Source organism: Chloroflexota bacterium, assembly GCA_020161265.1.
In the GTDB taxonomy this organism is placed as follows: Bacteria; Chloroflexota; Chloroflexia; order Chloroflexales; family Herpetosiphonaceae; genus Herpetosiphon.
The window spans coordinates 433,997-459,506 of the sequence record JAIUOC010000001.1; the positions used below are offsets into that span (position 1 = coordinate 433,997).

The following is a 25,510-nucleotide window of genomic DNA, read 5'->3' on the forward strand; positions in this document are numbered from 1 at the left end:
ATACGTGTAGCATCATCCCCCAGCATGCTACACGTATTGCCGTTGTAGTATAAATTTTGCGAGGAAACCAATGTTTAAGCAGCGAATGATCGCCTTATTTGTGGTAGCAGGCTTGATTAGCGCCTGTGGCACTCAAACTACACCAACCACAAATCCAACTAGCCCTGCTGCGCCTGTTAGTAGCACACCAACCGTTGTGGCCGAAGCGAGTGCATTGCCAGCAGCGACAACCCCAGCGACCAACGCACCTGATACAAGTATGTGTGTTAGCAATTACGATAGCGCAACCGATTACTTTAGCGCCAAAACTAGCCCAAGCTATGCCAAAGAGTGGACGGTTGAGTATGCCAAGCATTACAAAGTTGTCACGGTTGATCTCGATACTGACCCAGTTAAAACCGATTTTGATCGCTATATCTTGGTGCAGTGTGGTACACCAGCGCCCGTACTTGAAGGCGATTTAGCCAACGCCATGGTCGTAACCATCCCAATTACCCGAGTGTGGGAAGGTGGTAGCAGCACCTTTGCCGCTATGGATGCCTTGGGTGTGGTCGATAGCTTGAGCGGTGTGGTTGGCTCAATGACTGGGAGTGCCAACGAGTATCTGCCTTCGATTGCAGCCCAAGTTGCCAAAGCTAGTGTGATCAAAGAAGCCAGCTATGGTGAAGATCTTGAATTAATCGCTGCTGGCAAGCCCGATATCTACCTCAACACCAATGGCCGCGAATGGATGACCAACGCTCGCCAAGTAGGTATTCCAGCACTACACTACTCACCATTCTCCGAATCGCCGCTTGGCTCGGCTGAGCAAATCAAATTCTTAGCGTTGTTCTACAACCTCGAAGCCAAAGCTGATGCGATTTTTACGCCGATCGAGCGTGAATATTTAGCATTACGCGAAAAAGCTCAAGCAGCAACCAACAAACCAAGAGTGCTCATTGGTAACGTGACCCAAGATGGTCGCTTTGGCACACGCAACCTTGATCGGTTAGAATCAGTGTTGATGCGTGACGCAGGCGGCGAATTAGTGTTGACTGATACCGAATTGAATCTTGGCGGCGGTAGCACTGGCTTTAGCAGCAGTATCGATCTCGAAAAAGCAATTGAAATTGGAGCAAATGCTGATTTCTGGTTCAACTTGGTTTATGTTCCCAGCGACAATACTGCCAGCGAATTTATTGCCACGAATCCATTAAACGCCAGCTTTAGCGCCTTACAAAAGGGTAATAGTTTCCATCGTTTTGGTCGTGCCGAGGATTACTTTAGCAATGGTGCGGTCTATGTTGATCAACTGCTTGCTGATGCAGTCAGTATATTGCACCCTGAGCTTTTACTCGATCACGAATTAGTCTTTCTCAAACGGATTCTTGGCGAGTAACGTATGTGTTCATTCTTCCCGCCGAGCGAGGAGAAAACTCGCCATGATGAACCGAAGGGACTCCCTCTCGCTCGCCGCAGTGGGCGAGAGGTTAGGGTGAGAGCATGAATTTCGAAATAGAGCTAGATTCAAGCGAAAGTTCCAAGCAATGCAAAAGCAACAACTCAGATTAGCCCAGCCTGAGCCAAAACCAGCAGAAGCGTCACCGCCAAAAAGTCGTTTTGCCAACCATATTGCAGCTTTGCAAACTCAGTCACAAGCAGCTAGCCGCTGGCAGCCAAGCTCAAAGCGACGCAATATCTGGCTATTCGGGCTGTTAATTGCGCTCAGCATAGTCGGGGTGCTGCTTTCGCTCACCTGGTCGTCGGTCGATATTCCGCTGAGCAGCGTGGCCGATATTCTGCTTGGGCGGCCAACTGCTCAGCCAGCGTGGCACACAATCATTGTTGATATTCGTTTGCCACGCATTATTACCGCGATCTTGGTTGGCATGGCGCTTGGCTTGGCAGGCTTGCAACTGCAAACCGTCTTTCGAAATCCCTTGGCCGAGCCGTTTACCTTAGGCGTTTCATCAGGTGCAAGCCTTGGTGTGGCTTTGGTTATTCTGCTGGCTCCTTCGACTGGCATTAGTTTTGCCGCGCTGGGCAGCAATGTTTTCGGCAATTTAGGCACAGTTGGTAGCGCGATTGTGGGTGGCTTGAGTGTACTAGGCATTATGCTGGTGGTTGCAAGTCGAGTACGCGATATGACGATCATCTTATTGCTAGGCGTGATTCTGAGTGCGATGACCTATGCATTGGTGACCGTGTTAATTTTCTTTGCCAACGAAAGCCAAACCCGCGCCTTTGTCGAATGGCAACTTGGCAGTTTTACGCGGGTACGTTGGGGCGAATTACGCTATTTTGTGCCGGTAACCCTGATCGGAGCCTTAATTGCCGGCCTGACCACCAAACACCTCAATGCGCTGTTGCTTGGCGAGCATTATGCCCAAAGCTCAGGCATCAATGTACAGCGTGCCCGCTGGATTATTATGGGCAGTGCTTCAATTATGGCTGGCACAGTCGTCGCCTACGCTGGGCCAATCGGCTTTGTGGGTATCGCAATCCCACACCTTGCTCGTGGTTTATTCAAAACCTCAGATCATCGGGTGCTCGTGCCTGCAACCATCCTCACCGGAATTCCATTTGCCCTTGCTTGCGGAATTTTGGCCGAAGTGCCGAGCAGCTCACTGCAACTACCAATTGACGCAGCAACCTCGCTGTTTGGCGCACCAGTTGCCGCGTGGGTATTATTGCGCATGAAACGGGGAGCATGGATGTGAACCAGCCAGTTTTAGCAACCGACAACTTGAGTGTTGGCTACCACCAACGCCGTGGTCAAAGCCGTAGCGTTTTGCAAAACCTCAATTTAAGCCTTGCCAAGGGCGAATTCGTGTGTTTGCTCGGAGCGAATGGTGCAGGCAAATCGACATTAATTCGTACCCTAACCCACATGCAAGCGCCAATCAGCGGCAGCATTACAATCAATCAACAACCGCTACAGCACCTGAGCAAGGCCCAATTAGCCAAACAACTGAGCGTCGTACTGACTGATCGGTTGCAAGTCAGCAATTTGACTGGCTACGAACTAGTAAGCCTTGGGCGCATGCCCTATACCAACTTGTTTGGCAGCCTCAACCAACACGATCATCAGGTAGTTCGCTGGGCTTTACATGCAACCAACTCTGATGATTTGGCCCAACGTTTGCTCAACGAAATGAGCGATGGTGAGCGCCAACGGATTATGATTGCCCGCGCCTTGGCCCAAGAGCCAGCCGTGATGATTCTCGATGAGCCAACCGCTTTTCTCGATTTGCCTCGGCGGGTCGAAATTACCAGTTTGTTGCGCAAACTAGCCCACGAAACCGGCTTATCCGTGGTTATGTCTACTCACGATCTTGATTTGGCGATTGGCAGCGCTGATCGGTTGTGGCTGGTTTTCGATGATGGCAGCATAGAATGTGGGACACCTGAGGATTTGATTTTAGATGGTCGGTTGGCCCAAACCTTCCGCAAAAGCCAATTGCAATTTGATCAACAACGCGGCGGCTTTCGCGCCCAAACCCAGCCAATTGGCCAGGTTCAGCTGAGTGCCAACGGCTTGCATGGCCAATGGATGCAGCATGCCTTAGAACGAGCAGGCTATCACGTGCTGAATGCAAAACAGGCTGATTGCCCACATATTCAGCAGCTTGAAAACGATTGCTGGCAAGTTGAACACCAGCCATGTGCCAACATTGGCCAAGTGTTGGCTTATTTAGGCCACATTTAACTACTCATCACGAAAACTATTTTGACAAGTAGTCATTATTTGATATATTGTATCAATAATTAGTGAAGAGTAACCAAACCTATGCTGAAAGTGCTTCTCATCAGCAGCGATCTACCCGATCAAACCCTACTTGGCCAATTGCTGGATGCTGGATATCGGTTAAGTTTGTTGCGGCTTGAGCAACTAATCAAACAAGCACATATCACTGATCAAAGCCTCTTGATCGGCTGTTTTACCAATGAGTATGAATTAGCGCAGCTCATCGAAACCTTGAGCGGTCAAGAGCCACTATGGTGGGGCTGGAATCAGAGTAACTATCCGCATTTAACCTTGAAGGCCTATGAAGCTGGCGCTCGTCATGTGATTACTAACGACGCAAGCACTAGCCAAATCATCCAAAACTTAAATGCGCTGCACGTCAGCCAACTTCATCAGCAAACTACCCGCGGTCGAGAGCAGCAGTATCCCCGTGGGGCAATGGTGCATTTACAAGCCAATCAAGCCTTATTGATTGAAACTGGAATTTTGAGTCTGCAAGTCAATCATCCTGATGGCTCGAACGTGCTCCTAGGTTTGTTCGGGCCAAACCAATTAGTCTGTGGCCATCCACACGATGGCTGTGCGATCTATCTGCAAGCGCATACCCCGATCAGCGCCCAACTCTTGCCGTGGCAACGGGTAGTGAATGAACCTTTGTTGATCGAACGATTACGCATGCGGCTACAACTGATGGAAGCATGGGCTTCGTGCCAAGCCCATCCTTACCTTGATCAACGAGTTTTAGGCATTTTGAATTTGTTGGCCGAGCAATTTGGTAAACAGCACAACCATGGCTTATTGATTGACGTGCGAATTACCCATGAACAACTAGCCTCGGCGGTTGGCTCAACCCGCGCAACGATCTCACGGATTATCCGCGATTTGCGCACACGAAGTATGCTTGATAGCCACTTCAGCGGCAGTAATGAACGTTTTTGGCTCCCAATAGTGCCCCAATATCATCACACCCATCCCTTTACTTAATCGGCGATATGCTTAATTTGTATCTGAAAACCCGACAAGCCTCCTTGCAAGCACTACGCTGCAAAGAGGCTTGTCCCTTTGCAGCGTAGCGACTCTGAACAAATCTCGGGATTGATGATCGCTCGTATCCTCAAATTCTGCTTGACTCTCGGGTTACCCGAGGGAGTATAACAACCCTATGTTACGAATTGGTGAATTCTCGCGCATCGCGCATATCACAATCGAAACCCTACGTCATTATGATGCGGTTGGTTTGCTCAAACCTGCATTCATCGACCCAACGACGGGCTATCGGTTTTACACAGCAGAACAATTGCCGTCGGTCAATCAGATTTTGATGTTAAAGGATTTAGGCTTTTCGTTAGAAGAGATCGCCCAGATTCGCGAAGGAAATCCAAGTCATGAGCAACTTCAAGCCCTGTTGCAGCAGCAACTCATAGCCACAGAGCAGACGATTGCAGCAGCTGAACAGCGTCGTCTGCGTATTCTTGCCCATATTCATGCGGTTGAAGCGAAGCAACGCCTGCCTACCTATGCGATTAAGCTGAAATCGGTTGACATGGCCATGGTGGCAAGCATTCGGGCAATTGTTCCAAGCATTGCCCAGATTGCCGAGTATTGGCAAGGGTGGTTTCAGACAGTTGCCGCATGGCTTCACACACAGCGAATCCCAATCGGAGTTCCGATCGCAATCCATCACGATGAGGGGTATCAGCTTGAGCAGATTGATACTGAATGCGGATTCATCCTTCCAGCAATCCCTCACCCAACCCAGGTGCGCCCGCCCGCGCCGATTGAGCTGCGCCAACTTGAAGCCCATTCGCATATTGCCACGGTGGCGGTCGCTAATCCGGTGGCGCATGCAGGAGGATTAAAAGATGCCTATATGACCCTTGGGCAGTGGATCAGTACGCAGAACTATACAATGCATGGCCCTCCACGGGAAATGTATTATGGTTCACCTGACACAGGCGCTGTGACTGTCGAAATCCAATTTCCGGTTGTAGCTCAGTAATTGGTGAGCACGACAAACCCGCATCTTCGATTCTTTGGAGGTCATATGGCTTCTTCGCTATATCATCCATTTCGGTCGGCAGCAGCACAAACCGAATATCATGCGCTGTATGATCAGGCTGCCCAACGCTGGCCTGTCCCGGCGGAAACCACGATGGTGGAAACTACCTATGGCAAGACCTTCGTTCGGATCAGTGGCCCCGCCGATGCACCACCCTTGGTGCTCCTGCCTGGTGCTGGAACGTGCTCGCTCATGTGGACATTCACGATCGTACCATTAGTCCAACACCACCGAACCTATGCAATTGACAGCGTGATCAATACCGGTTGTCGTTGTCTTGGACGCAGCATTGACACGCGCCCGATTGCCAATGCCGCCGATGCAACAACTTGGCTCGATCAACTATTTGATGGCCTTCAACTTACAACGGGAATCCATCTCATGGGTGCATCATTTGGTGGGTGGCTGGCGAGCCAGTACGCCCTCCATGCCCAACAGCGACTCGCCAAAATGGCGCTGATTGCTCCAGCAGGCACCATCTTGCCATTTCGGCAGGCCTACCTACGGCGGGTAATCCTCACGAGTATCATCCCGTTTCGCTGGATGCAACGCCGCTTTTTTCGCTGGTGTTGCGCAGATCTTGCCCGCCAAGCGCCGGCGATGCTCGAAGCCATGGTGGATGAGACGATGGTCTGCAAGCGCTGTTTTGTGCCACCGCAGTACAAACAATTACCAACCCTCACGGCCATGGAGGATCACGAATTACAACAGCTCACCATCCCGACTTATGTTGTGGTTGGTGAAAACGAGGTCTTATATTCAGCTCAGGCGGCCATCCAACGGCTAACGCATGTCGCCCCCAACATCCAAACCGAGATCATCTCTCAAGCAGGGCATGATCTGCTTTTGGCCCAACAGGCGATCGTAAATCAAAAACTGGTGTCATTCTTTAACCCATAGGCGATCGCAGGCCCAGAGCACAACGAGGCAGTCTAATCAATGCAAGGAGGATGACTGCTAAGTCCATTCCTCCTTGCAATTCCCTTCCGACCTCAACCATCGGGCTATTTACGTCGATTAAGGCCAGCTACTCGTATGGCCTCAGTATGGGCAGTATGCAGCGGATACGCCGTTTCCTACACAGGATTAGCAACTGGCATTCGTTCATGCAACCCGATATGATTTCCCTCACTATCAGCGATGATCGCCATCCAGCCTTGTGGGCCAATTGCCATGCGCGGCATCACCACCTGCCCCCCATTATCTGTAACTAGTGCCAGCGCAGCATCGAGCCGACCTGTCGCATCCAAATAGATCAAAACCCCATCACGCGATGGTATCGCCGTTGCCGCTTGGACAACCGAGCCAATTCCCCGGCCATCGGCGGTCATAAAGATCGCATTAGGAATATCCATGAAGACTTCTTCGCGCAGCGTTGTATTGAGCACGCTGTTGTAAAAGGCGACTGCACGGGCGAAGTTGGTGGCAGGAATTTCAAACCAGTTTAGCTCTACCATTGAAGATGCTCCTCTAATAAATGAGATAGCATCAGCCTAACACCTCACAGTGACACCCCTATGGCAGCAGCGTTTCGGGCGAATCATAGATAGCGCGGATCGCGTCACCCTGATCACGCAGCAGCACTTGTAGGGAAATGGGTTGTAACACGCGAGCAAATCGCCCCCAACTCAACACCCACTGAACCACATCATCGATCGCACGGACATGCAGCGTTGCTAGCAGCCCATCTGACTGGTCGGTTGTGCTGACCACAAAGAAGGGTAAATCTTCCATGACCCATGCAGCAACATGCGCTGCAAACAGAATCTGGACGCTGATTGGCTGCTCGAGTTGTGTAGCATCCTGCGGGATGGATGGTTTGTTGGTCGGTTCAAAGGTGCGCTCTAGCACCATGATGTCGATTATGCGTTCGACCCGAAAATTGCGGATCGCTCGTCGGAGATGACAAAAGGCTTGAAGATACCAGACAGTGCGAACACAGGTTAGTTGGTAGGGATCAATCATACGAGTCGTGCGATCTGCCGCCGCAAAAGGGGTGGTGCGCCCGTGATAGGTAATCCGTAGTGATTGTTGGGCGGCAATCGCTTCCCGTAGCGCCGTCAGATACCCTTGCTGAATAGCGGTATCACGGGCCGCGACAATCGCCATACCCCGCTGCATCGTGGTTACATGGAGGCGTAACGGTGGTGGCAGAATCGTCAGCATCTTGGCGGCTGCCGTTCGGGCAGCAGTGGCATAGGCAGGATCATACAAGTGACCAAGCGCATTCAGCCCTTGCACAATCAGCAAGGCTTCGGCAGGCGTAAGTTGGAGCGGGGGTAAAAAATAACCTTCGACGAGAGAATAGCCATGGCCTGGCATACTGATAATCGGCACGCCCGCCTCACATAGCGCCAAAATATCGCGATACACTGTGCGCACGCTGATTTCAAAGGTCGCAGCGAGATCAGCAGCCCGTCGCCGTTGATGGGCCTGTAACTCAAGCACGATTGCAAGCAGCCGATCCACACGATTCATAACATACCTTTCTAGGACAATCTTCAAACGATGGGTATCGATAGGATATTCCGCCAAGTGCTATACTGCAATAACCAAACGAGATACTAATTGAAAGGACAGCTATGGCAAAGGAATCATCATCCAAAGGCCCAGCATCGTATTTCCCATCGATCGAAAAAACCTATGGCTATCCGATTGATCATTGGATGACCATCCTCGATGGAATGCAAGCCAAGACCCATATGCAAATGGTCGCCGCACTGAAAACCGATCATAACCTCGGCCATGGTCATGCCAACGCGCTCGTTGCCTGGTATCGCGCTCAAAAGGAACCGAGCGCGTAATCCTAATGAGGCCAGATCGACTCAGCTGATACCCACTCACCCAGGAGATCGCCACCATGGAGCTAGCCGCTACCAAGCTCTTGCCACGGGCAACGCCAGAAGCTCATGGCATTGCATCAACCGCCATTCAGCGCTGGATCACGGCCTTGGATACTCAAATCCATGAAATCCATAGCGTTATGATCCTGCGTCACGGGCATGTCATCGCCGAGGCATGGTGGCAACCCTATGCTCCAGAGCAACCGCACCTCGTCTTCTCAGTGAGTAAAAGTGTCACCGCAACCGCGATTGGGCTAGCCATCGCCGACAGGCTGCTGACGCTTGACGACTTTGTTAGCTCCTTCTTTCCTGCTGACCTACCAGCCATCATCAGTGATCGATTGGCTGCAATGCAGGTTAAACACCTGTTGACCATGGCCACGGGGCATGCCGCCGATCCATGGCCAGCGATGGTTAGTCGAGCAGATGGCAATTGGATTCAGGCCTTCCTTGCTGAGTCGATTGTAACAATGCCAGGAACCCACTTTGTCTATAATACGGGAGCCTCCTACATGCTGGCGGCTATTCTCCAACGAATAACGGGGCTGACCCTCACCGCCTATCTTACGCCACGCCTATTTGCGCCACTCGGCATCGAGCCAGTCCATTGGCAACAATCACCCCAAGGAATTGCGCTGGGTGGTGTTGGCCTGAGTCTGACCACCGAGGCAATTGCACGATTCGGTCAACTCTATCTCCAACATGGGCAATGGCAGGGTGCGACTCTTCTTCCCGCCGCATGGGTCACAGCAGCAACCCAGACTCAGATCGCGAATGGCAGCGATCCAGATTCCGACTGGAATCAAGGTTATGGCTATCAATTCTGGCGCTGTCGCCATGGAGCCTACCGTGGCGATGGCGTTTTTGGTCAATATTGCATTGTCATGCCCGATCAGGCAATGGTGATCGCAATCACGGGGGGCATTGATGTCTTCGAGATGCAACGCCCACTCGATCTCCTTTGGGATCTGCTGCTTCCTGCGATAGACGATCAACCGCTGGCGGCTGATCCAGCGGCAAATTATGCGCTCACCCAGTACCTTGCAGATCGCCAGTATTCACCAATAGTCGGATCAGCCCAAATGTCAGCCATGGCAGCAATTGAAGGTCAGCGCTATGTGGTTGAGCCGAATCCTTTGGGGATCACGACCCTTCAGGTACATACGACGGCTGTTGGTGGAACCCTCATTGCCCAAACATCAACTAATCAAGAACAGATTCCATGGGGCGCTGGCACATGGCAAGCTGGGGCAACCGCTCTATTTCAACAGCAATGGTTTGACCACACCCCAACGGCGGCCAGCGGCGCATGGACGGATGCTGATACATTGACCATCGTCATTCGCTTGCCAGCAACCCCCTTCGTCTACACGTTCGTGCTCGTAGTCGTCGAAACTGAACTGCTGATCACCCTCTATGGCAATGTATCATTGGATTCCACGACCCCACTCGTCATGACTGCGCGGCAATATGGCTAAGAATTTGCAAATTTGCTCCGAATAATTGATTCAAGTATCTAGATAATATCTCTAACTACGTATGATCTATTGATGGTATGAGTTTTTAATCGTTATCAGCGTTTTTGCAACAAGCGATGTATAATTCATCATAACCCCAACTGCAATAAATCTGCTCCACGATGCTCTATGTAGTAGGCAATCACTTATTAGAAGGAGTGCTTTGATGAAGCCTGAAGACATTGCCAAAAAAGTTCGTGAAGTTGCCGAAGAAACGTTGAAAAACGCCCATACCAATGCCTCAGATGATCAACTTGACCAAGCGAACGAGCCGCGTGATCGTCGCCCAGCCAAAGAGGCCGATGAACATATTACCTTGCGCAAACGCCGCCGTCCTAGTGGCAACGACGATGAGTAATCGTTGACCTCATGTTATGTAATGTAGTCGATTTTTGCACTTTGTAGGAGTGTTGTATGCAGCAGATTGCGCCGCGACGTTGGCGTTTAACTCGTTTTAGCCTCATTTTACTCTTGCTCTTAGCCGCTTGTGCCGATCTCTCCGAACCAACTCCGGTGGCAAAACGCACTCCGATTGCTGGCCAAGCTACGCCCGCCGCCCCAACTCGCACCCCCGCTGGCCGCGACGATCAGACTTGGCTGATTATGCTGTACTCCGATGCCGACGATGAGATACTTGAAGAAGATATGCTCAACGACATCAACGAGGCTGAATTGGTTGGCTCAACCGATCGGGTGCGGGTAGTAGCTCAAGTCGATCGCTACGATGGCGGCTTCGATGGCGATGGCGATTGGACGAGCACCAAACGCTTTTACATCGAACAAGACGACAACCTTGAGCAAATGAACTCTAAGGAACTCGCCGATCTTGGCGAAGTTAATATGGCCGATGCCGATACCTTGACCGATTTCGTTACCTGGGCCGCCAAAACCTATCCCTCGGACAAATATGTGTTAATTATGTCTGATCATGGGGCTGGCTGGCCCGGCGGCTGGAGCGACCCTGACCCTTCGACCCTAGGCCGTCACGATATTCCGCTAGCCGAGAGCTTTGGCGATATGCTCTTTCTGATGGAGATGAGCGAAGCGCTCGAACATATCATCGCTGAAACCAATATTGGCGAATTCGAGTTAATCGGCTTTGATGCCTGCTTGATGAGCCATGTTGAGGTCTATAGTGCGATCGCCCCATATGCTCGCTATGCTGTGGCCTCACAAGAAGTCGAGCCATCGCTGGGCTGGGCTTATGCTGCAATTTTAGGGCGATTAACCGATAGCCCTGAAATCGATGGCGCTGAGCTTTCGCGGGCAATTGTCGATAGTTATATCGAGCAAGATCAGCAAATTCTCGATGATGATGCCCGCGCCAAATACGTTTCGCGCACCTACGATTTTGAGGGCGATGTTTCTGCCGAAGAAGTTTTAGAGCAGGAGCGCAAGGCGATCACCCTGACAGCAATCGATTTGGGCAAATTGCCTGCGGTGATCGATGCACTTGATCGCTTGGTAATTACTTTGGCCGAGGCTGAGCGCAAAGATATTGCCGCAGCACGACGCTATACCCAAGCCTTTGAGAGCGTGTTTGATAGCGATCAACCCAAACCCTACATTGATCTTGGGCATTTTGCCCAATTGCTCAAGCAAAAAGTCAATGTGCCAAGCGTCAACAAAGCCGCTGATGACCTGATTGCAGCGATCGATCGTAGTTTGATCGAAGAGAAACATGGCGATGAAAAGGCTGGGGCAACGGGCATCTCGATCCACTTTCCCAATTCCAAACTGTATACCAGTGCCGATGCTGGCTACAAATCCTATAACACGGTTGCCGTAAATTTCGTCAACGATTCGCTATGGGATGAATTTTTGGCCTTCCAATACGCCAAAAAGCCATTGCCAACCACCATCGAGCAACCAACCGCAACTGTCGAACGTCAACCAACCCCAACGCCAGAGCCAATTGATGTGACCGAGGTTGAGGCACCTGGCTCCGAGCCAATTACGGTTGCCGCGATTGAACTTTCAAGCACAACCGCCAGCCTCGATCAGCCTGTTGTGCTCACCAGCAGCATCACTGGCGATAATATTGCCTTTGTTTATATTTTCATCGGCTACTACGATCAAGAATCCGATTCAATTCAAGTTTTGGATATGGACTACCTTGATGCTGAACAAACCCGCGAAATTGGCGGGGTCTTTTATCCCGATTGGGGCGAGGCCTCGACGATTGATATTGAGTTCGAGTGGGATACCCAAGTTTTTGCCATGCACAACGAAACCACTGCAAGCCTAGCCTTGTTCAGCCCCGAAGATTATGGTGCATCGCCGGAAGATGCCACCTACACGGTCGAAGGCTTGTACACCACGGCCAAAGGCAAAAAGACTCGCCGAGCATTGTTGTTGTTTAGCAATGGCGAGTTGGTGCAGGTGCTCGGGTATACTGGCAAGGAAGATACTGGTTCGTTGCGCGAAATCAACCCCAAGCGTGGCGATAAATTTGTCGTGCTCGATACCTGGCTTGAAGAATCACAACAAACTGGCGAGAGTGAATTTGTCAATTACGAAGGCGAAACCTTTGTATTTGGCGATGATAACTTTACTTGGGAGCTTGAACCAGCTCCTGCTGGGAATTACCTCGTTGGCTTCTTCGCTGAAGATTTTGATGGTAACGTCTACTCAGCCTATGAAACCTTGATTGTCGAGTAAACCCTTAAATCACAAGGGCGCTGGTTTCGCACCAGCGCCCTTCTTTGTTTTAGCGAGGTGGTTAATCTAAGGAACCCAAATCAACCAAACTGCACTATTGCCATAAACCGAGCCAGCTACATCGCGGAAGGTGATGGTTAGCTCTTGATCAAGCCATGATTCTAACTCGCTGCGCGGAATTTCAACAACTTGGGGGATGGTCAAGGTCGTTTCATACAATACTGCATTATCCGCCCAAACCGTCATTTGATCATCAACCCGAACTTCTGCCACGGCATCAGTACGCGATGAAAGATAGAAACGCCCAGTTGTCGGCAATGGACTATTGATTGTTAATGTCGTTGTGTAATAAATTTGACCCTGCTGCGTGATTGGAATCAACGGTTGAGCCACCGCATTAATCACAATTGGGAAGATTGGGCGACTATCGGTTACCAGCGGCAAAAAGGTCGTTGAACTACCAGCAACGGGGGTCACGCTTGGTTGGATCGTTGGCGTGGCCGTCGGGGTATTGGTTGGTGTTGCGGTTGGTGTGCTCGTGGCCGTCGAGGTTACGGTTGGTGTGCTTGTTGCAGCGGGAACCCGCCGTAACAAAACGCTGATACTATTGCCATAAAAGTTTGAGGTAGCAATATCTACTAAGCCATCGTTATTCAAATCGGCATAGATTAACGACGTTGGGTGCACACCTGAGGTAACCAGTTGCGGGCTAGTAAAATTGGCATTGCCTAAACCAAAATAAATACTGACCGTACCAGGATCAACATCATTAATCGTATTGGTTGCCAAAATATCCAGCGTGCCATCAGCATCAAGATCGGTTATTTCGATATCGCCTGGGCCTTGCAAGAAAATCGTTGGAGCAAGTGGCGTAAAGCTGCCAGTCCCATTATTGATCAAGCGGGTCATGCTTTGTTCTAAACGGTTAACCGCGATAATATCGTTATCGCTATCACCATCGATATCGCCAATGCCAGCGCTATGGGGAACATTGCCAACCCCATAATTAACTGTTGGGCTAAATGTGCCGTTCGCGTTATTAATCAACACGCTGACACTATCGCTACCAGCATTGGCCACAACCACATCAGGATACCCATCGCCAGTTAAATCACCAACTGCCTCAAGCGTTGGCGAAGCCTGAACCGTGTAGATCGTTTGATTAGCAAAGGTTCCATTGCCATTGCCCAACAAAATACTAACCCCTTGACTATCTTGGTTGGTTACAACCGCATCAAGTTCAGTATCTTGATTCAGATCACGCAAGATTACATCGGTCGGGCGTGAACCAGTGCTAAAAGATTGGGCAATTTGGAACGTGCCATCGCCGTTGCCCAGCAATACCCCCAGCTGGTTAGAAGTTTGCTTGGTCACGACAATATCTAAATCCTTGTCACCATCAACATCGCCAACATCGATGCCACAAGGAGTAGCAACGCTATAAGGGGTGCGCGTTGGAAAAACGCCAGCTCCATTATTTAAAAATATTTGAATTTCGCTACTTGCCTGATTGGCTGTCGCCAGATCAACAAAACCATCGCCATTGAAATCACCACGACCCAATTCGCATGGGCGGCTTGGTGAACTATAGGTCACCACTGGATGAAAATCAATTGGATTAGGCAATGTTTGAACAAGCAAGCCTTGACTATTGGCGTTAACCACCAACCAACTGCTCACGACAATTGTACCGATGCTAGCCAGCACGGCACGCCGAAAAAATGTTGTGGTCTGCATAAATCTCCCATCAATCGAAATGCAGGGGTTTGTTCCTCTCTACACTGAGGCTACAATTGCAGTATAGCATAACTTGTTCTGTGGTTAAGACCGTAATCGAATCAGCAGGTTTGACCCGAATTTCGACAATAGTGCGCTTTCTCCCTCACCAGATAAAATCGCTTTTTCTGGCTTGGAATACGTAGGTTCCGCCTAAAAGCAGCACAATGGCAAGCGCTTCGCCCAGCAGGAACAGGATGGATGTTTGGTTCCAAGCAATAGCGTCAACATTCATGGTCGCTTGAATGGCAGGAATCTGGGATACGTAGGAGAGAAAGGCTTGAAAGAACAGATTGCCAACCAGTGTCGCGCCAATCGTCCAACCCTGCGATTCGCTGACCAAGGCAGTTGCTAGAACAAAGCAATAACTGGCGAATAGCTCGGTCAAGATGATGATGGTATAGATGACGAGGCCATCAGGCAGCGCCTCTCGTCCGAGAATCACCGCCAGAGTAGCAATTAGCAGGGTCAGCCACGGGCCGAGGAAAATCAGGATATTCGCGAATATTTTCGCGGTTGTATAATCCTTGATCGAGATCGGCAGGCTGATCAGAAACGGTAATGTCTGCGTCGTGCGTTCGCCGATCACGGTACTCATAACCACATGCATGCCGAGCGCAATGACAACCGTGATCAGGAGGATGTTCCCTGCTGAGAGCACCCGCTCGTTCCCCATAGCGATCAGGCCAATGGCGATCACCCCTGCGCTAAGATAGCCCAAAATCGTCAAGCGATTAAGATACCAATCTTTGTAAATCAGGCGTTTAATAACTGCGTAGTTCATACGTGTTTGCCCTCCCGTCGGCTTTGCACACTGGCCAGAAAAATTTCTTCGAGGGTCATCGAATCAATGGCATGGACTGTTGCCCCAGCATGAATGTAGGCGGTTTCCATGCCCGGAGCATACTGATTGGCGGTCAAAACCATCAGCCGTCCACTACCGCCCGTCTTAACGACTCCAGGCAGTGTCGGTAGTTGGACATCTAACGGCACCTCCACGCGAAGCCGCCGCCAACGATCAAGGTACATTTCCTTATCATCAGAGTCGATAATGTGTCCTTGGTCGATGAAGGTTATATGATCGGCGACTTGTTCAATATCGCGGGTGTTATGCGATGAAAACAACACGGTTCGTTGTGCATCGGCAAGCACCTCCATCAGTGCGCCTAAGACCTCGTGGCGGGCAATCGGGTCGAGTCCAGTGGTTGGCTCATCAAGCACCAAGAGTCGGGGATGACGAGCCAGTACCAGCAGGAGTGTCGCCTTAACCCGCTGGCCATGCGAGAGGCCTTTAATTTTGTGTTGCGCCGTAAGATCAAAGCGTTTGAGCAAGCTTTCGGCATACACTTGGTCCCAAGCAGGATAGATTGAGCGAATAAAATCCATATGCCAGCCGATCGTCGCTGCGCCATAGAGCCGCATATCGTCTGATACAAAGCCAATATCGTATTTGGTTGCAACTTGATGGGTGGGCATCGACTGCCCCAGTACCTGAACTTCACCAGCATCCTGATGAATCAAGCCCATAAGAATCCGCAGCGTTGTTGATTTACCGACCCCGTTTGCCCCAATAAAACCCATGATGGTGCCGGTTGCGAGGGTAAAACTCACGCGGTCAAGCGAAAAGTGGGGATAGTGTTTGCTCACATTGGAGAATCGAACGGCCACATCGGTCATAGCTGATCCTTTGCTAAGTAGGTCGCGGCAGCACGCAATTGGTCAACGAGGTCTTCACGCGTCAGCCCAAGCAGTGCCCCGAGTCGGACGACATGAGCAAGATGGGTTGCTAAGTCTTGTGCCCAGAGCTGTGGACTTGCCGCTGACATGTCAGCAACGAATGATCCCTTTCCCTGCTGGGTCACAATGATCCCCGCTCGTTCAAGCTCAAAATAGGCACGCTTAACCGTGATCACACTGACACATAAGCCAACGGCCAGTTCACGCATGGAGGGAAGTTCCATGCCTGGTGGCCAATCGCCCACGCTGATGTGCAGCTTAATCTGCTCGATGATTTGGAGATACATCGGTCTCCCATCAGAGCGAGAGATGATAAATTCATTGTGTATATCCATATACTGAGTATATACAGTTCATCAATGTTTGTCAATCGTAATTCGCTGAATCGAGTAAAGTCTTGTTTGCAACGTCGCTACGGAGGATGGTCTTGCAACGCCGATTTAAAACAGAGCAACAGGCTATCTAGCAAAGATAGCCTGTTGCTCTTAGGAGGAATCTAGGTCGTCAGCGACGTTAGCGCTATAACCCGCCGAGGTTAATCAAACTGAGGGCTTCGTTATCACTGCCATTGGCCAATTTGATCACGGCTGCCGAAAAGCCAACAATACTACTCACATAGGAGCCAGCCCAGCCAACAATGCCAATTGCGTCGCCAACTTCTGTGCCTTTAGCAACTTGGCCGACGCCTGCGCCAATGCCGCTAACATTCGACAAAATATCGGTTGTCCATGTCCAGCCATCAGCCTGATCCAGCCCGTCGGCGATCAGCGCCATAACGATGATGACACTATCAATCCCAATCGTGATCCCACCGCCAATACGTGGGCTACGAATAATCGCACTTTGGGCCGTATTGCAGACACTGAGCAGCCATGAGCTTATTTTTAGCGTATACCCAGCAATCGATTGCTCAGATTTGCGAATTGGAAAGGTTAATAAAGCCTTGGTTAAGGCTAGTACAATGCTGACTTGCGCCGCCCGCGATTTAATCGTTACTTGCTGTTCATCGGCGGCAAGTTTAAACAGGGTTGCAATCGTGATCATTGGGCCAACAATCGCTGCCAACAAGCCCCCAACCTGCGAATAGACCACCCCAACCGATTTTGAGGTTGACGCATTGAGCGCTTTGGCCGTGCCGAGCATCAGTTGTTGTTTAGGCTGACCCATAATCGTATTAAATAAGTTTGGATCATCAAGCACCCGTGATTGATCGGTAAAAGGAGCCGAACCAACGCTGGCTTTGTAAATAATCGTTACCGGGATTGCTAGCAATAAACAAATTCCATTGACTACGCTAAAATCTTCAGCTTCGCCAAATAGCCCAGTCACCCACTTATAAAGATCCGACAGCAATGGGATATCCAGATCATCAACCAGTGCATGCTGAATATCTTTGGCTAAATCGACCACAAACTTGAGCAAGCCGATCACCATGGTTTTAATTGGCTCGATAATCGTGGTTGCAAGATCAGCAAATAATTTAAGCGTATCAGCAATTGTTACTCCGCCAGTAATAATCTGTTTCAGATCATCAAAATCATTTTCAAGCGCAGCATACAATTGTTGACTAGTTGGAATAACTACATCATTGAGAAATTGAAGAAATGGGTCGTGTTGGAGATTTGATCCCAATCCATTTAACATACCGCTATGTTGAAGCTGATAGGCCGACCAATTGCCACCTGGCGATTGAAACAGCTGTGTTTGTTGATCATTGTTTTTATTATTGGTTATTGCATTTGGTGTTGTTAATTGGAGTGAACTTGGCACTAAGGTTGCATGAATTTGCTGATTAAGTTGATCAAAGGTTGTATTGATACTATTGGTCCAATCGTCGATCTCGCTTTCCATCCGATTGATGCCATAATCAACCCCTTGGCTGATAATTCGGGCTAAAACTTTGTGAGTATGCCAAATATCATCCCAGCCAAATAAAAATCCTAGCCATTTAATCAGAGTTTCAATCCCAACCTTAATTAATTGGAAGATCCAACTCAATACTTTGTAGATACTGGCGATTGAATCGAGCACAATGTTATAGACTTTATCGGCAACTTTAAGAATAAAATTTAAACCTTGCTCAGCTTCTTTAATCAGGAATGATACGCCATTGCTCAGATAGGTAATGCCTTGCTCAATTTTATCAATGCCAGCCACGAAAAAATGTTCAATTTCGTGCCAAATGTCACCAAAAGCATCGCCAATATCATCAAATATATCATCAGCTGAATTCAAGCTTAGGGTTGCCAAGCTACGATTGCGACTAACCTGCATAGTTACTTGTTTCGCGGCAGATTGCGATACATCGAGTTTTCCGGTTTGTTTCGTATTTTTAGCGCTAAGCACAACATAGGTATTATTACCCATTGGTCCAGTAATTTGGCTGCTAAGTTGATGTAGTTGGCTAATATTTTGCGCAACACCATTTAACGTTATATCATCTAAATTACCACCAATAACTGGTGAACCGTCGGTAGTTTTGGCGTTTTTCAAATCATCGCCTGATTTAATTGCCTGAATTCCTTTCGTAATTTTGCCATGAGGATAAATATTCAGAGTTTGATCAATAAAATCTGCTTGAACATGAATAATTGGGGCGGTTAAATCGCTGGCTGGCAGAATAATGGTTAAGTTGCCTAACGCATCAGTAGGCACTTGGGCCATCACATCCTGATCAAGGCTATAAATCCGTCCATTGATCGTTGCATAACTCCACGTTGAGCAACTAATTGCTAATGGAATATTTGCCAAAGCCATGCCATTTTGATCTTGTAGATGGATATGGGTGGTATAGGAATTGAAATTGAGCAGATAACTTTGATCAGCAATTGTGATGGTTCGCTGATTCCAAAGTGTCGTATTTGGATCTTGCCAGTAGTGGATAACCTGCTGGGTTTGATCAACCACAAATAGCTCGTTGGCATGACTTAATCCGCTGCGAGTTGGCGCAATATGCACAATGCTATCGCTAAAGAGAATTGGTTCATTAAACGTATACGGTGATCCATGGTTACCAGCGATATAATAGAGCTTGCTTGGGCTTGCCATGACCCATAGGCCGATTGTGTCGCCAGTCGTTGTTACAATAATTTGATGCACATCTTTAATTGCATCAGTCACTTTTTGCATTCCAGCCAAACGCGAATTGGCAAAAACATAGACCCCATCGGTTGTTCCAATATAAACATCTGACGAAATATCGAGTGGGCTGGTCTTTGTACCTAAGGCCGTCGTCATACAGGTATACGTCAGATTAGTATATTCTGCTGGAATCCCTGCATTGCCTGGGCTAAAATCATACTGGAGCGAACCTTGGAATTGATCAGCCAAGGTTGTTGCTTCTAAGGTCTGGGTTGCACCAATTTGGTATAAAAAGAAAAAAGCTCGCTGACCAATTGCATACCCAGTCGTAACTTCTAATAAACTGCCAGGATTATTCAAGACATTTTCAGGGAATTCTAAGGTTTGCGATGTTTTAGCATCAATCACTTGGTAGTAGAATTTTGCATTATTAATTGAGCCAACAATGATAATAATTGGTGGATGACCATCATCTGAACTGCCCATACGAATTGATTCAGCCTGAAAGCTTGGATCAAGCCCGGTAATTTGTTGGCATTGCTGATTTAGGGTCGTCCAATCAGTTTTTGTATAATCATTCGAAAGCATGCTTGCGCTGAATACAGCTGTTTTCTTTTGATCAGCTGTTGCTAAGGCAAGCGTAATCGAAATCAAGCCATGGGTATCTTGGCTAAGATCAAAGGCCACCGCATGGTTATAATCACTCCATTGGGTGCTGAGATTAATCACCTGCCAGCCTGTCGGTGTAGTTTCATCGTATTTAATCAAATGCAGCATTTGATCAGTGCCAATTGAAAATAGCATTGGCTTGCCAGCACTATCTTGAACGACCGCCAAATTATTGGTTGGCGAAATTGGCGATGATTGTTGGCTATTTTGCATCAACTCAGCCGAAACTTGAAAGCTAATCTGATCAGTCACGAAATTTGTGGTTGGTAAGGTTATTAAATCAACAGAAGAGGTTGACATACAGTAAACTCCTTTATTTAAAGCTTAGTGTTCAGCTTTGTAATGTAATTCGAGATAGAAGTTGGCTAATGAATCGGCAGTTGGGTTGCTGATGAAGAATACATTCCCCGCAGGGAGCACAAGCGCCGTATTGATCGTTGTGCCAATATCGCCAAGCACAACCCCAATATCACCAATACTATCGATATGGATGCCAAAGGCATTGGCAAAGAGGTTGGCAAAGAAATTTCCATCTAAGCCAAATGAAAATGCATCGAGGATTGATCCCAAAATATCGCCAATCACACTCCAAGCTTCAGCACAACCATTTTTATCTTGGCCTTTATTAACATTACTGATGTTAAATTGCTTGGTAATTGATAGATTTGGCCTGCCACTCGAATCTTTGGTGGTGATTAATGAAACCGTTCCACTCCAATCAAGGCCAGTCCAAGCCCAACCTTTCGCGGTACATACAAGCATATCTTTGCTTTTTTCTTTGTAAAAATAGAGCTGGCCCGAGAAATTAAGATCAACCTGAGCACTTTGAGCTTGATTTACAATTTGAACTGAATAATTATTGACATACTGATCATCACCATCTTTATCGTTAATAATCGCATAGCTGAAGCCATTGGCAGTAGTTGATTTGGCATGATCATAATCAGCACCGCTATCAACCGAAAGATGATCTTTAATTTGGCTATAAATGCCGTCATGGATCTGTTGAAAAATTGGCTTGAGGAAATATTCTTCGAGCAATACTTGATGTGAATAGATCATTTTTGCATCACATTGCTCGTTTGGACTGATCCAGTTGCTATCGAAATTGCCTGGCGTGGTGGAGATTGATTGATGGCCACCTTTGGTTACTAGGGCAAAATTCAACGTGCTACGATCAGGATTCGTCGCATCATTGTAGAAATTATAGGTTGCGCCAACTGGGCGTAGCGAGTCGGGCACGCCGCCATAGCTAGCATAGTTTGATTGATCGCTGGCACTCATCGTATAGCCAAGCACATAGGGATTCCCAGCATCTTTTTGGGATTTAAGGTATTCTTGCATAAAAAATACAAATTGTTTCTTGACATCATCGCCAGCGTTGCCAACACTCGTTACCGTTGGATCAAAATTAATTAAATCGGTTGACTCGAAATCCATAAAGAGATGATTTACCGTAAACATATTATCGATAAACCCACTAAGCTGTTGTTGAACATTATCGGGAACTTTAATTTTTTGATTGAGATCATCTTTGGCTAATTTTTCCAGATCCATATTGACACTAATGCCAAATTTCCAATTGCTCATATCGACAGTCAGCCAGGTTGGATTATGCGGCGAACCGCCCCAGTAGCCAAACGTACCCGAAAGAAAATTGAGCACTAATAAGACAATCGTACCGCTTTCGTGAATTGAAATTTGTGGCAGCATCATTCCATCAAGATAGCCGTCAAGCTTACTTGAATCAACGCTACCATCTGGTTTTTTGGGTAAATCTGCTGCTGAAGCCAAAATTGTATAAATATCTTGTTTGTTTGCAGCATCCCAAACTTGCGTGATAACGAGTTCAGGATTAATCACACCTAGGCGAACTAAATGGCTAAGTTGATCATTAATCGTTTTTTGGGTAATTGGAACGATTAAATCGAAGTTATTAAAAACATCAGTATTTTTCATCACACACTCCTTATAAAAATGGCCATGCGGGTTTGCTTCGATGCTCTCAGGCTATCGAATTAGTTAAAGCTATGATCAAGATTGCTTGATTGGTTTGATATATCGTGGCTCGTCGCTGAGGTTTATTCAGATGTTTAGATAATTGATATATCGTTAGAAGCGGCTTCTAGCTAATTAACGCTGGGGATTTGCCAATCATGAATTGCCTTGCCAATGAAAAGGGAATTTGAAAAAACGACATTCCGTGGTATAACGCTGCTGCATGCGCTTGGACAAGTGGTTGAATCGTCGCTCCATCCATCCAGAACCGCAGCGATCGCGTTCTAGCATATGCATGGATGACCATGCATTAGGTTGCAAACAAACCATGTGGCAATTAGGGGAATACATTCTATGAGCATCGTTATCGTCGTTAGCATACTCCTGCTCTATGCCAGCATTAATTGGTATCTTGGTCGCCGCACATGGCAATGGCTTCAGGCGCTTATCCCACAGCGTATCCCGCGCTGGGGCTACTGGGTCGTGGTGTGGCTGCTGGCAAGTACGCCGCTACTGACTCGCCTCGTGGCTGGTCGTATACCCGCGAGCATGATGGCGATCGTCGCCGCGCTTGGCAGCTATTGGATCGCCATTTTTGTCTATGCAGGTATGCTGCTGGCATTGGTGGATCTGCTGCGCCTGATCCAGCGCTTAACCGGAATCGCCGCCGCATCCATGCAGCGCCCACGTCGCCTAGTAGTGGTCACGGGAGCCATCGTAATGGCTTTCTTAGTTGGTATTCTAGGCTATGGCACCTGGCGAGCACGCACGCCAGTCGTGGCCGAGTACGCGCTAACAGTTGCTGCGCCCGTTAGCACGCCCCAAACAATCACAATTGTGCTCATATCCGACACCCACCTTGGCTATACCAATGGGGCAAATCGGATTCGCGAGCTAGTAACAATGGCGAATGGACTGCAACCTGACCTTGTGCTGATTGCTGGCGATATTATTGATGATGATCTTCAGCCGTTTCGCGACCAAGCCATGGCAACAGAGCTGAGCAAACTTCAGGCGCGGCTTGGAATTTACGCGATTATGGGCAATCACGATGTACGCGCCGAGGAGTTGGCTGTGTTTCGTTCAGAGCTGGCAAATGCAGGGATTCAGCTCCTGATTGATGAGTGGGTCACGGTCGATCAACAGATCGTGCTCGTAGGGCGCGATGATATTGGCGGGCCACGAACCTCAGGTGCAGTCGTGGGCAAACCGCTTGCCGAGATCATCCAAACTGCTGATCCGAGCCTACCGCTGTTGGTTATGGATCACAACCCTAATCGATTTGAGGATTCGGTCGCCGTTGGGGCTGATCTCCAAGTTTCCGGCCATACCCATGCTGGGCAGATTTTCCCCTTTACGCTGCTAACCAACCAGATCTACGATCAGCATTGGGGAACCCTAAAAACTGGGGCTAGCCAGTTGGTCGTATCATCGGGCTTTGGCACATGGGGGCCGCCGATTCGGGTTGGTACGATTCCAGAAGTTGTGCGAATTGAGCTAACATTGACTCCCTAGGGGCAGATGCAACTCCACCCCTAAAATAGATCGTGACATGGATTGGCTGGTTAATCAGCATTCGTATGGGTGGCTAAATAATCTTGCAGCCAACCTGCAATGCTATCGAGATAATCCTTGGTGTGTTGCCGATCAAGCCCCTTCAGCGCTTGCCGCCACGAGAGCGCCCGATTGATCATGCCAAGGCGGTAGGCGATGTTGGCGGCTTGATCAAGGTTTTGGCGCGATGCGAAGCGCGTCCATGGTTCCAAATAGGCATCACGCAAGCGCTGGATAGCCTCGCCATGCTCGTCGAGTTTGAGCCAATGGGCAGCGGCTCGCATTGTGACAAGCAGCGAGAAAAAGGGATGACTTACGCTGCAATCGCTCCAATCGGTAATTGTATAGCCGCGCGGCCCATACAGCACATTATTCTCATGAATTTCTTCGTGGGTCAGCGTTTCCGCTATGCCATACGAGGCTAATTGTGCCGCCTGCGCTTGAACCGTTGCTTGTAAACTGTGCAATTGCTGATGCTCGGCGCTGCTCAGACCGCCCGCCTGATCAAGCAATAATTGATCATGATCATTCAATATTTCGCTAAAGCGGCTTGGAAATAGCGTTAATCGTCGATCAGGCACGCCAAGTTCCAATAAGGCTGGAACCCGCTGGGCCAAGGCAATTTGCAATTCGCTATACTCTGGCAACAGAGCATACCAATGATCAAGTTGGCTCAGATTTTGGCCGAGTGCCCGTAAGGTCGTGCCTGCATCGGCAGAGAGAATCCAGCCATGGGTTGGCTCGATCGCTAAAATCGGCACGCTACAAGCCGGATGCCATTGCGCTAAGGCCTGCGTCAAGCCAACTTCATAAGCAAAGGCTGGCGCAGGCGCTTTGCAATAGACCATGCCATGGTTGGTACAAACTTGGGCAAAGGCCGACCATGGGCGCTGATGCACGAGTTCCAGCGGGGCAAGCGCCGTCAGCTGATGAATACTGAGTTGCTGCTCAATCCACTCGCTCAAGTGTTCAAGCCATGCGGGCTGCTCCCACGGTAATTGCTTGATGCTGTCGGTCATCGATCTCCTCCTACAATATTGATAGTTCTGGGTAGTGTAGAACGGAAACCCGCGCTGCCCATCGGCCTAACTGCTGAACCTTGGCAAAGTGGAATTAGCCTTTGGGTTCACCCCACATAGATAATCCTGATTCCCTGTCGGAAAACGATCAAGCCTGTTATCACCAAGCCAAGGGCGAGCCAAGCACCAAGCATCCTGAGCCGAGTATGGTAGGCTTTTGGGTTAATGATCGACTGACTCACGATCAACCCTGCACTAAGCAGCACCCCCGTGAGCATTGTTGCCAAATCGTAGTCATACATGCGGATCGACGACATGGTTGGGATCGACCATTGCGGCGTATCCTGAAGGCCAAGCAGCGCCTTGATCAGCATATACAACGGCAGCATCGCGAGCAACTCGCCAAGCATGACGATCGCCAGCCACCAATGTTTTTTGAGATTCAGCACGATCAACAGGAGTGCATTGAGCAGGCTGGTCGCCATCAAGATATAGCCTGGCAGCAACAGCCCAATCCTATGTAGCTCAATCCTATCGTCATAAAATGGCAGGTTCGATGGCATCCAGAGGGCTTGCGTGAACCACACCATGGCACAAATCGCCGGAAAATACCACCCATAGATGACGGTATGCCACCATTTGCTAGGCTTGGACAATGAATCGACCTTGTACATACACATACCTCCTACAATAACAACGATGGGTTGAGCATACCAAGATTAATCGGGCGCAAGTTGCAGATCTAGCGCAATTTAAGAGCATTTTTGTTGCATTCCAGCATAGTCGGTGCTATTTCAGGCATGGAGTTTGGCCGATTAACTCAATTATGCTGTTGTAACCCCACACTTGCTTGCCCATGATCGTATGCG

The 25,510-nt window shown here is 48.9% G+C and carries 21 protein-coding genes; 11 read left to right on the top strand and 10 right to left on the bottom strand.

All coding sequences use genetic code 11. The annotated features are described in order from the left end of the window. The first annotated feature begins 70 nt into the window (after positions 1–70). The 6 genes from LCH85_01445 (at position 71) to LCH85_01470 (ending at position 6,686) form a co-directional block, all read left to right on the top strand. Positions 71–1,378 (top strand): ABC transporter substrate-binding protein, encoded by a 1,308-nt coding sequence (locus tag LCH85_01445; protein MCA0350635.1) that lies wholly within the window; start codon positions 71–73, stop codon positions 1,376–1,378. 148 nt (positions 1,379–1,526) lie between these two features. Further along, entirely contained in the window at positions 1,527–2,699 is a 1,173-nt protein-coding gene (locus LCH85_01450; protein ID MCA0350636.1) for an iron ABC transporter permease, read from the top strand. Then, the gene (locus LCH85_01455; protein MCA0350637.1) at positions 2,690–3,688 is read left to right on the top strand and encodes an ABC transporter ATP-binding protein; all 999 of its coding nucleotides are present in this window, start codon (positions 2,690–2,692) and stop codon (positions 3,686–3,688) included. The genes LCH85_01450 and LCH85_01455 overlap by 10 nt, the downstream gene beginning before the upstream one ends. 81 nt (positions 3,689–3,769) lie before the next feature. After that, the gene (locus LCH85_01460) at positions 3,770–4,711 is read left to right on the top strand and encodes a Crp/Fnr family transcriptional regulator (protein ID MCA0350638.1); all 942 of its coding nucleotides are present in this window, start codon (positions 3,770–3,772) and stop codon (positions 4,709–4,711) included. 178 nt (positions 4,712–4,889) lie between these two features. Further along, the gene (locus LCH85_01465; protein MCA0350639.1) at positions 4,890–5,726 is read left to right on the top strand and encodes a helix-turn-helix domain-containing protein; all 837 of its coding nucleotides are present in this window, start codon (positions 4,890–4,892) and stop codon (positions 5,724–5,726) included. Positions 5,727–5,771: 45 nt separating this feature from the next. Continuing rightward, the gene (locus LCH85_01470; GenBank protein ID MCA0350640.1) at positions 5,772–6,686 is read left to right on the top strand and encodes an alpha/beta hydrolase; all 915 of its coding nucleotides are present in this window, start codon (positions 5,772–5,774) and stop codon (positions 6,684–6,686) included. 176 nt (positions 6,687–6,862) lie between these two features. Here the strand turns inward: LCH85_01470 and LCH85_01475 are convergent, their stop codons facing one another. Both LCH85_01475 and LCH85_01480 read right to left on the bottom strand, forming a co-directional pair. Beyond that, on the bottom strand, positions 6,863–7,243 hold the full coding sequence (locus LCH85_01475; protein ID MCA0350641.1) for a VOC family protein: 381 nt from the start codon (positions 7,241–7,243) through the stop codon (positions 6,863–6,865). A gap of 58 nt (positions 7,244–7,301) precedes the next feature. After that, a complete protein-coding gene (locus LCH85_01480) occupies positions 7,302–8,264 on the bottom strand; it encodes a YafY family transcriptional regulator (GenBank protein ID MCA0350642.1) in 963 nt (320 codons plus the stop codon). Positions 8,265–8,368: 104 nt separating this feature from the next. Between LCH85_01480 and LCH85_01485 the strand changes: the two genes are divergently transcribed. The 4 genes from LCH85_01485 to LCH85_01500 all read left to right on the top strand — a co-directional run bounded on the left by LCH85_01485 (position 8,369) and on the right by LCH85_01500 (position 12,807). Beyond that, complete coding sequence (locus tag LCH85_01485; protein ID MCA0350643.1) at positions 8,369–8,590, top strand: DUF4287 domain-containing protein; 222 nt, start codon at positions 8,369–8,371, stop codon at positions 8,588–8,590. A gap of 56 nt (positions 8,591–8,646) precedes the next feature. Then, positions 8,647–10,107: a beta-lactamase family protein gene (locus LCH85_01490; protein ID MCA0350644.1), complete on the top strand. Its 1,461-nt coding sequence runs from the start codon at positions 8,647–8,649 to the stop codon at positions 10,105–10,107. Positions 10,108–10,312: 205 nt separating this feature from the next. After that, complete coding sequence (locus LCH85_01495) at positions 10,313–10,504, top strand: hypothetical protein (GenBank protein MCA0350645.1); 192 nt, start codon at positions 10,313–10,315, stop codon at positions 10,502–10,504. 56 nt (positions 10,505–10,560) lie between these two features. Continuing rightward, on the top strand, positions 10,561–12,807 hold the full coding sequence (locus tag LCH85_01500; protein MCA0350646.1) for a clostripain-related cysteine peptidase: 2,247 nt from the start codon (positions 10,561–10,563) through the stop codon (positions 12,805–12,807). Between the two features lie 66 nt (positions 12,808–12,873). On the opposite strand, the gene LCH85_01505 is transcribed toward LCH85_01500, so the two are convergent. The 6 genes from LCH85_01505 to LCH85_01530 form a co-directional block, all read right to left on the bottom strand. Beyond that, the gene (locus tag LCH85_01505; protein ID MCA0350647.1) at positions 12,874–14,544 is read right to left on the bottom strand and encodes a VCBS repeat-containing protein; all 1,671 of its coding nucleotides are present in this window, start codon (positions 14,542–14,544) and stop codon (positions 12,874–12,876) included. Positions 14,545–14,689: 145 nt separating this feature from the next. Beyond that, positions 14,690–15,367, bottom strand: a complete 678-nt coding sequence (locus LCH85_01510) for an ABC-2 transporter permease (GenBank protein MCA0350648.1) — start codon at positions 15,365–15,367, stop codon at positions 14,690–14,692. Beyond that, positions 15,364–16,260, bottom strand: coding sequence for an ABC transporter ATP-binding protein (locus LCH85_01515; GenBank protein ID MCA0350649.1), 897 nt, complete (start codon positions 16,258–16,260; stop codon positions 15,364–15,366). The genes LCH85_01510 and LCH85_01515 overlap by 4 nt, the downstream gene beginning before the upstream one ends. Continuing rightward, entirely contained in the window at positions 16,257–16,607 is a 351-nt protein-coding gene (locus LCH85_01520) for a GntR family transcriptional regulator (GenBank protein ID MCA0350650.1), read from the bottom strand. Before LCH85_01520 ends, LCH85_01515 begins: the two co-directional genes overlap by 4 nt. Positions 16,608–16,839: 232 nt before the next feature. Further along, entirely contained in the window at positions 16,840–20,370 is a 3,531-nt protein-coding gene (locus tag LCH85_01525; protein ID MCA0350651.1) for a hypothetical protein, read from the bottom strand. A gap of 24 nt (positions 20,371–20,394) precedes the next feature. After that, entirely contained in the window at positions 20,395–22,029 is a 1,635-nt protein-coding gene (locus LCH85_01530) for a hypothetical protein (protein MCA0350652.1), read from the bottom strand. 393 nt (positions 22,030–22,422) lie between these two features. On the opposite strand from LCH85_01530, the gene LCH85_01535 reads away from it, so the two are divergent. Beyond that, positions 22,423–23,583 carry a metallophosphoesterase gene (locus tag LCH85_01535; GenBank protein ID MCA0350653.1) on the top strand — a complete coding sequence of 387 codons (1,161 nt, stop codon included), beginning with the start codon at positions 22,423–22,425 and terminating at the stop codon, positions 23,581–23,583. A gap of 50 nt (positions 23,584–23,633) precedes the next feature. Here the strand turns inward: LCH85_01535 and LCH85_01540 are convergent, their stop codons facing one another. Continuing rightward, positions 23,634–24,641 (bottom strand): hypothetical protein, encoded by a 1,008-nt coding sequence (locus LCH85_01540; protein ID MCA0350654.1) that lies wholly within the window; start codon positions 24,639–24,641, stop codon positions 23,634–23,636. A gap of 107 nt (positions 24,642–24,748) precedes the next feature. Continuing rightward, positions 24,749–25,315, bottom strand: a complete 567-nt coding sequence (locus LCH85_01545; protein MCA0350655.1) for a hypothetical protein — start codon at positions 25,313–25,315, stop codon at positions 24,749–24,751. Positions 25,316–25,510: the final 195 nt, after the last annotated feature.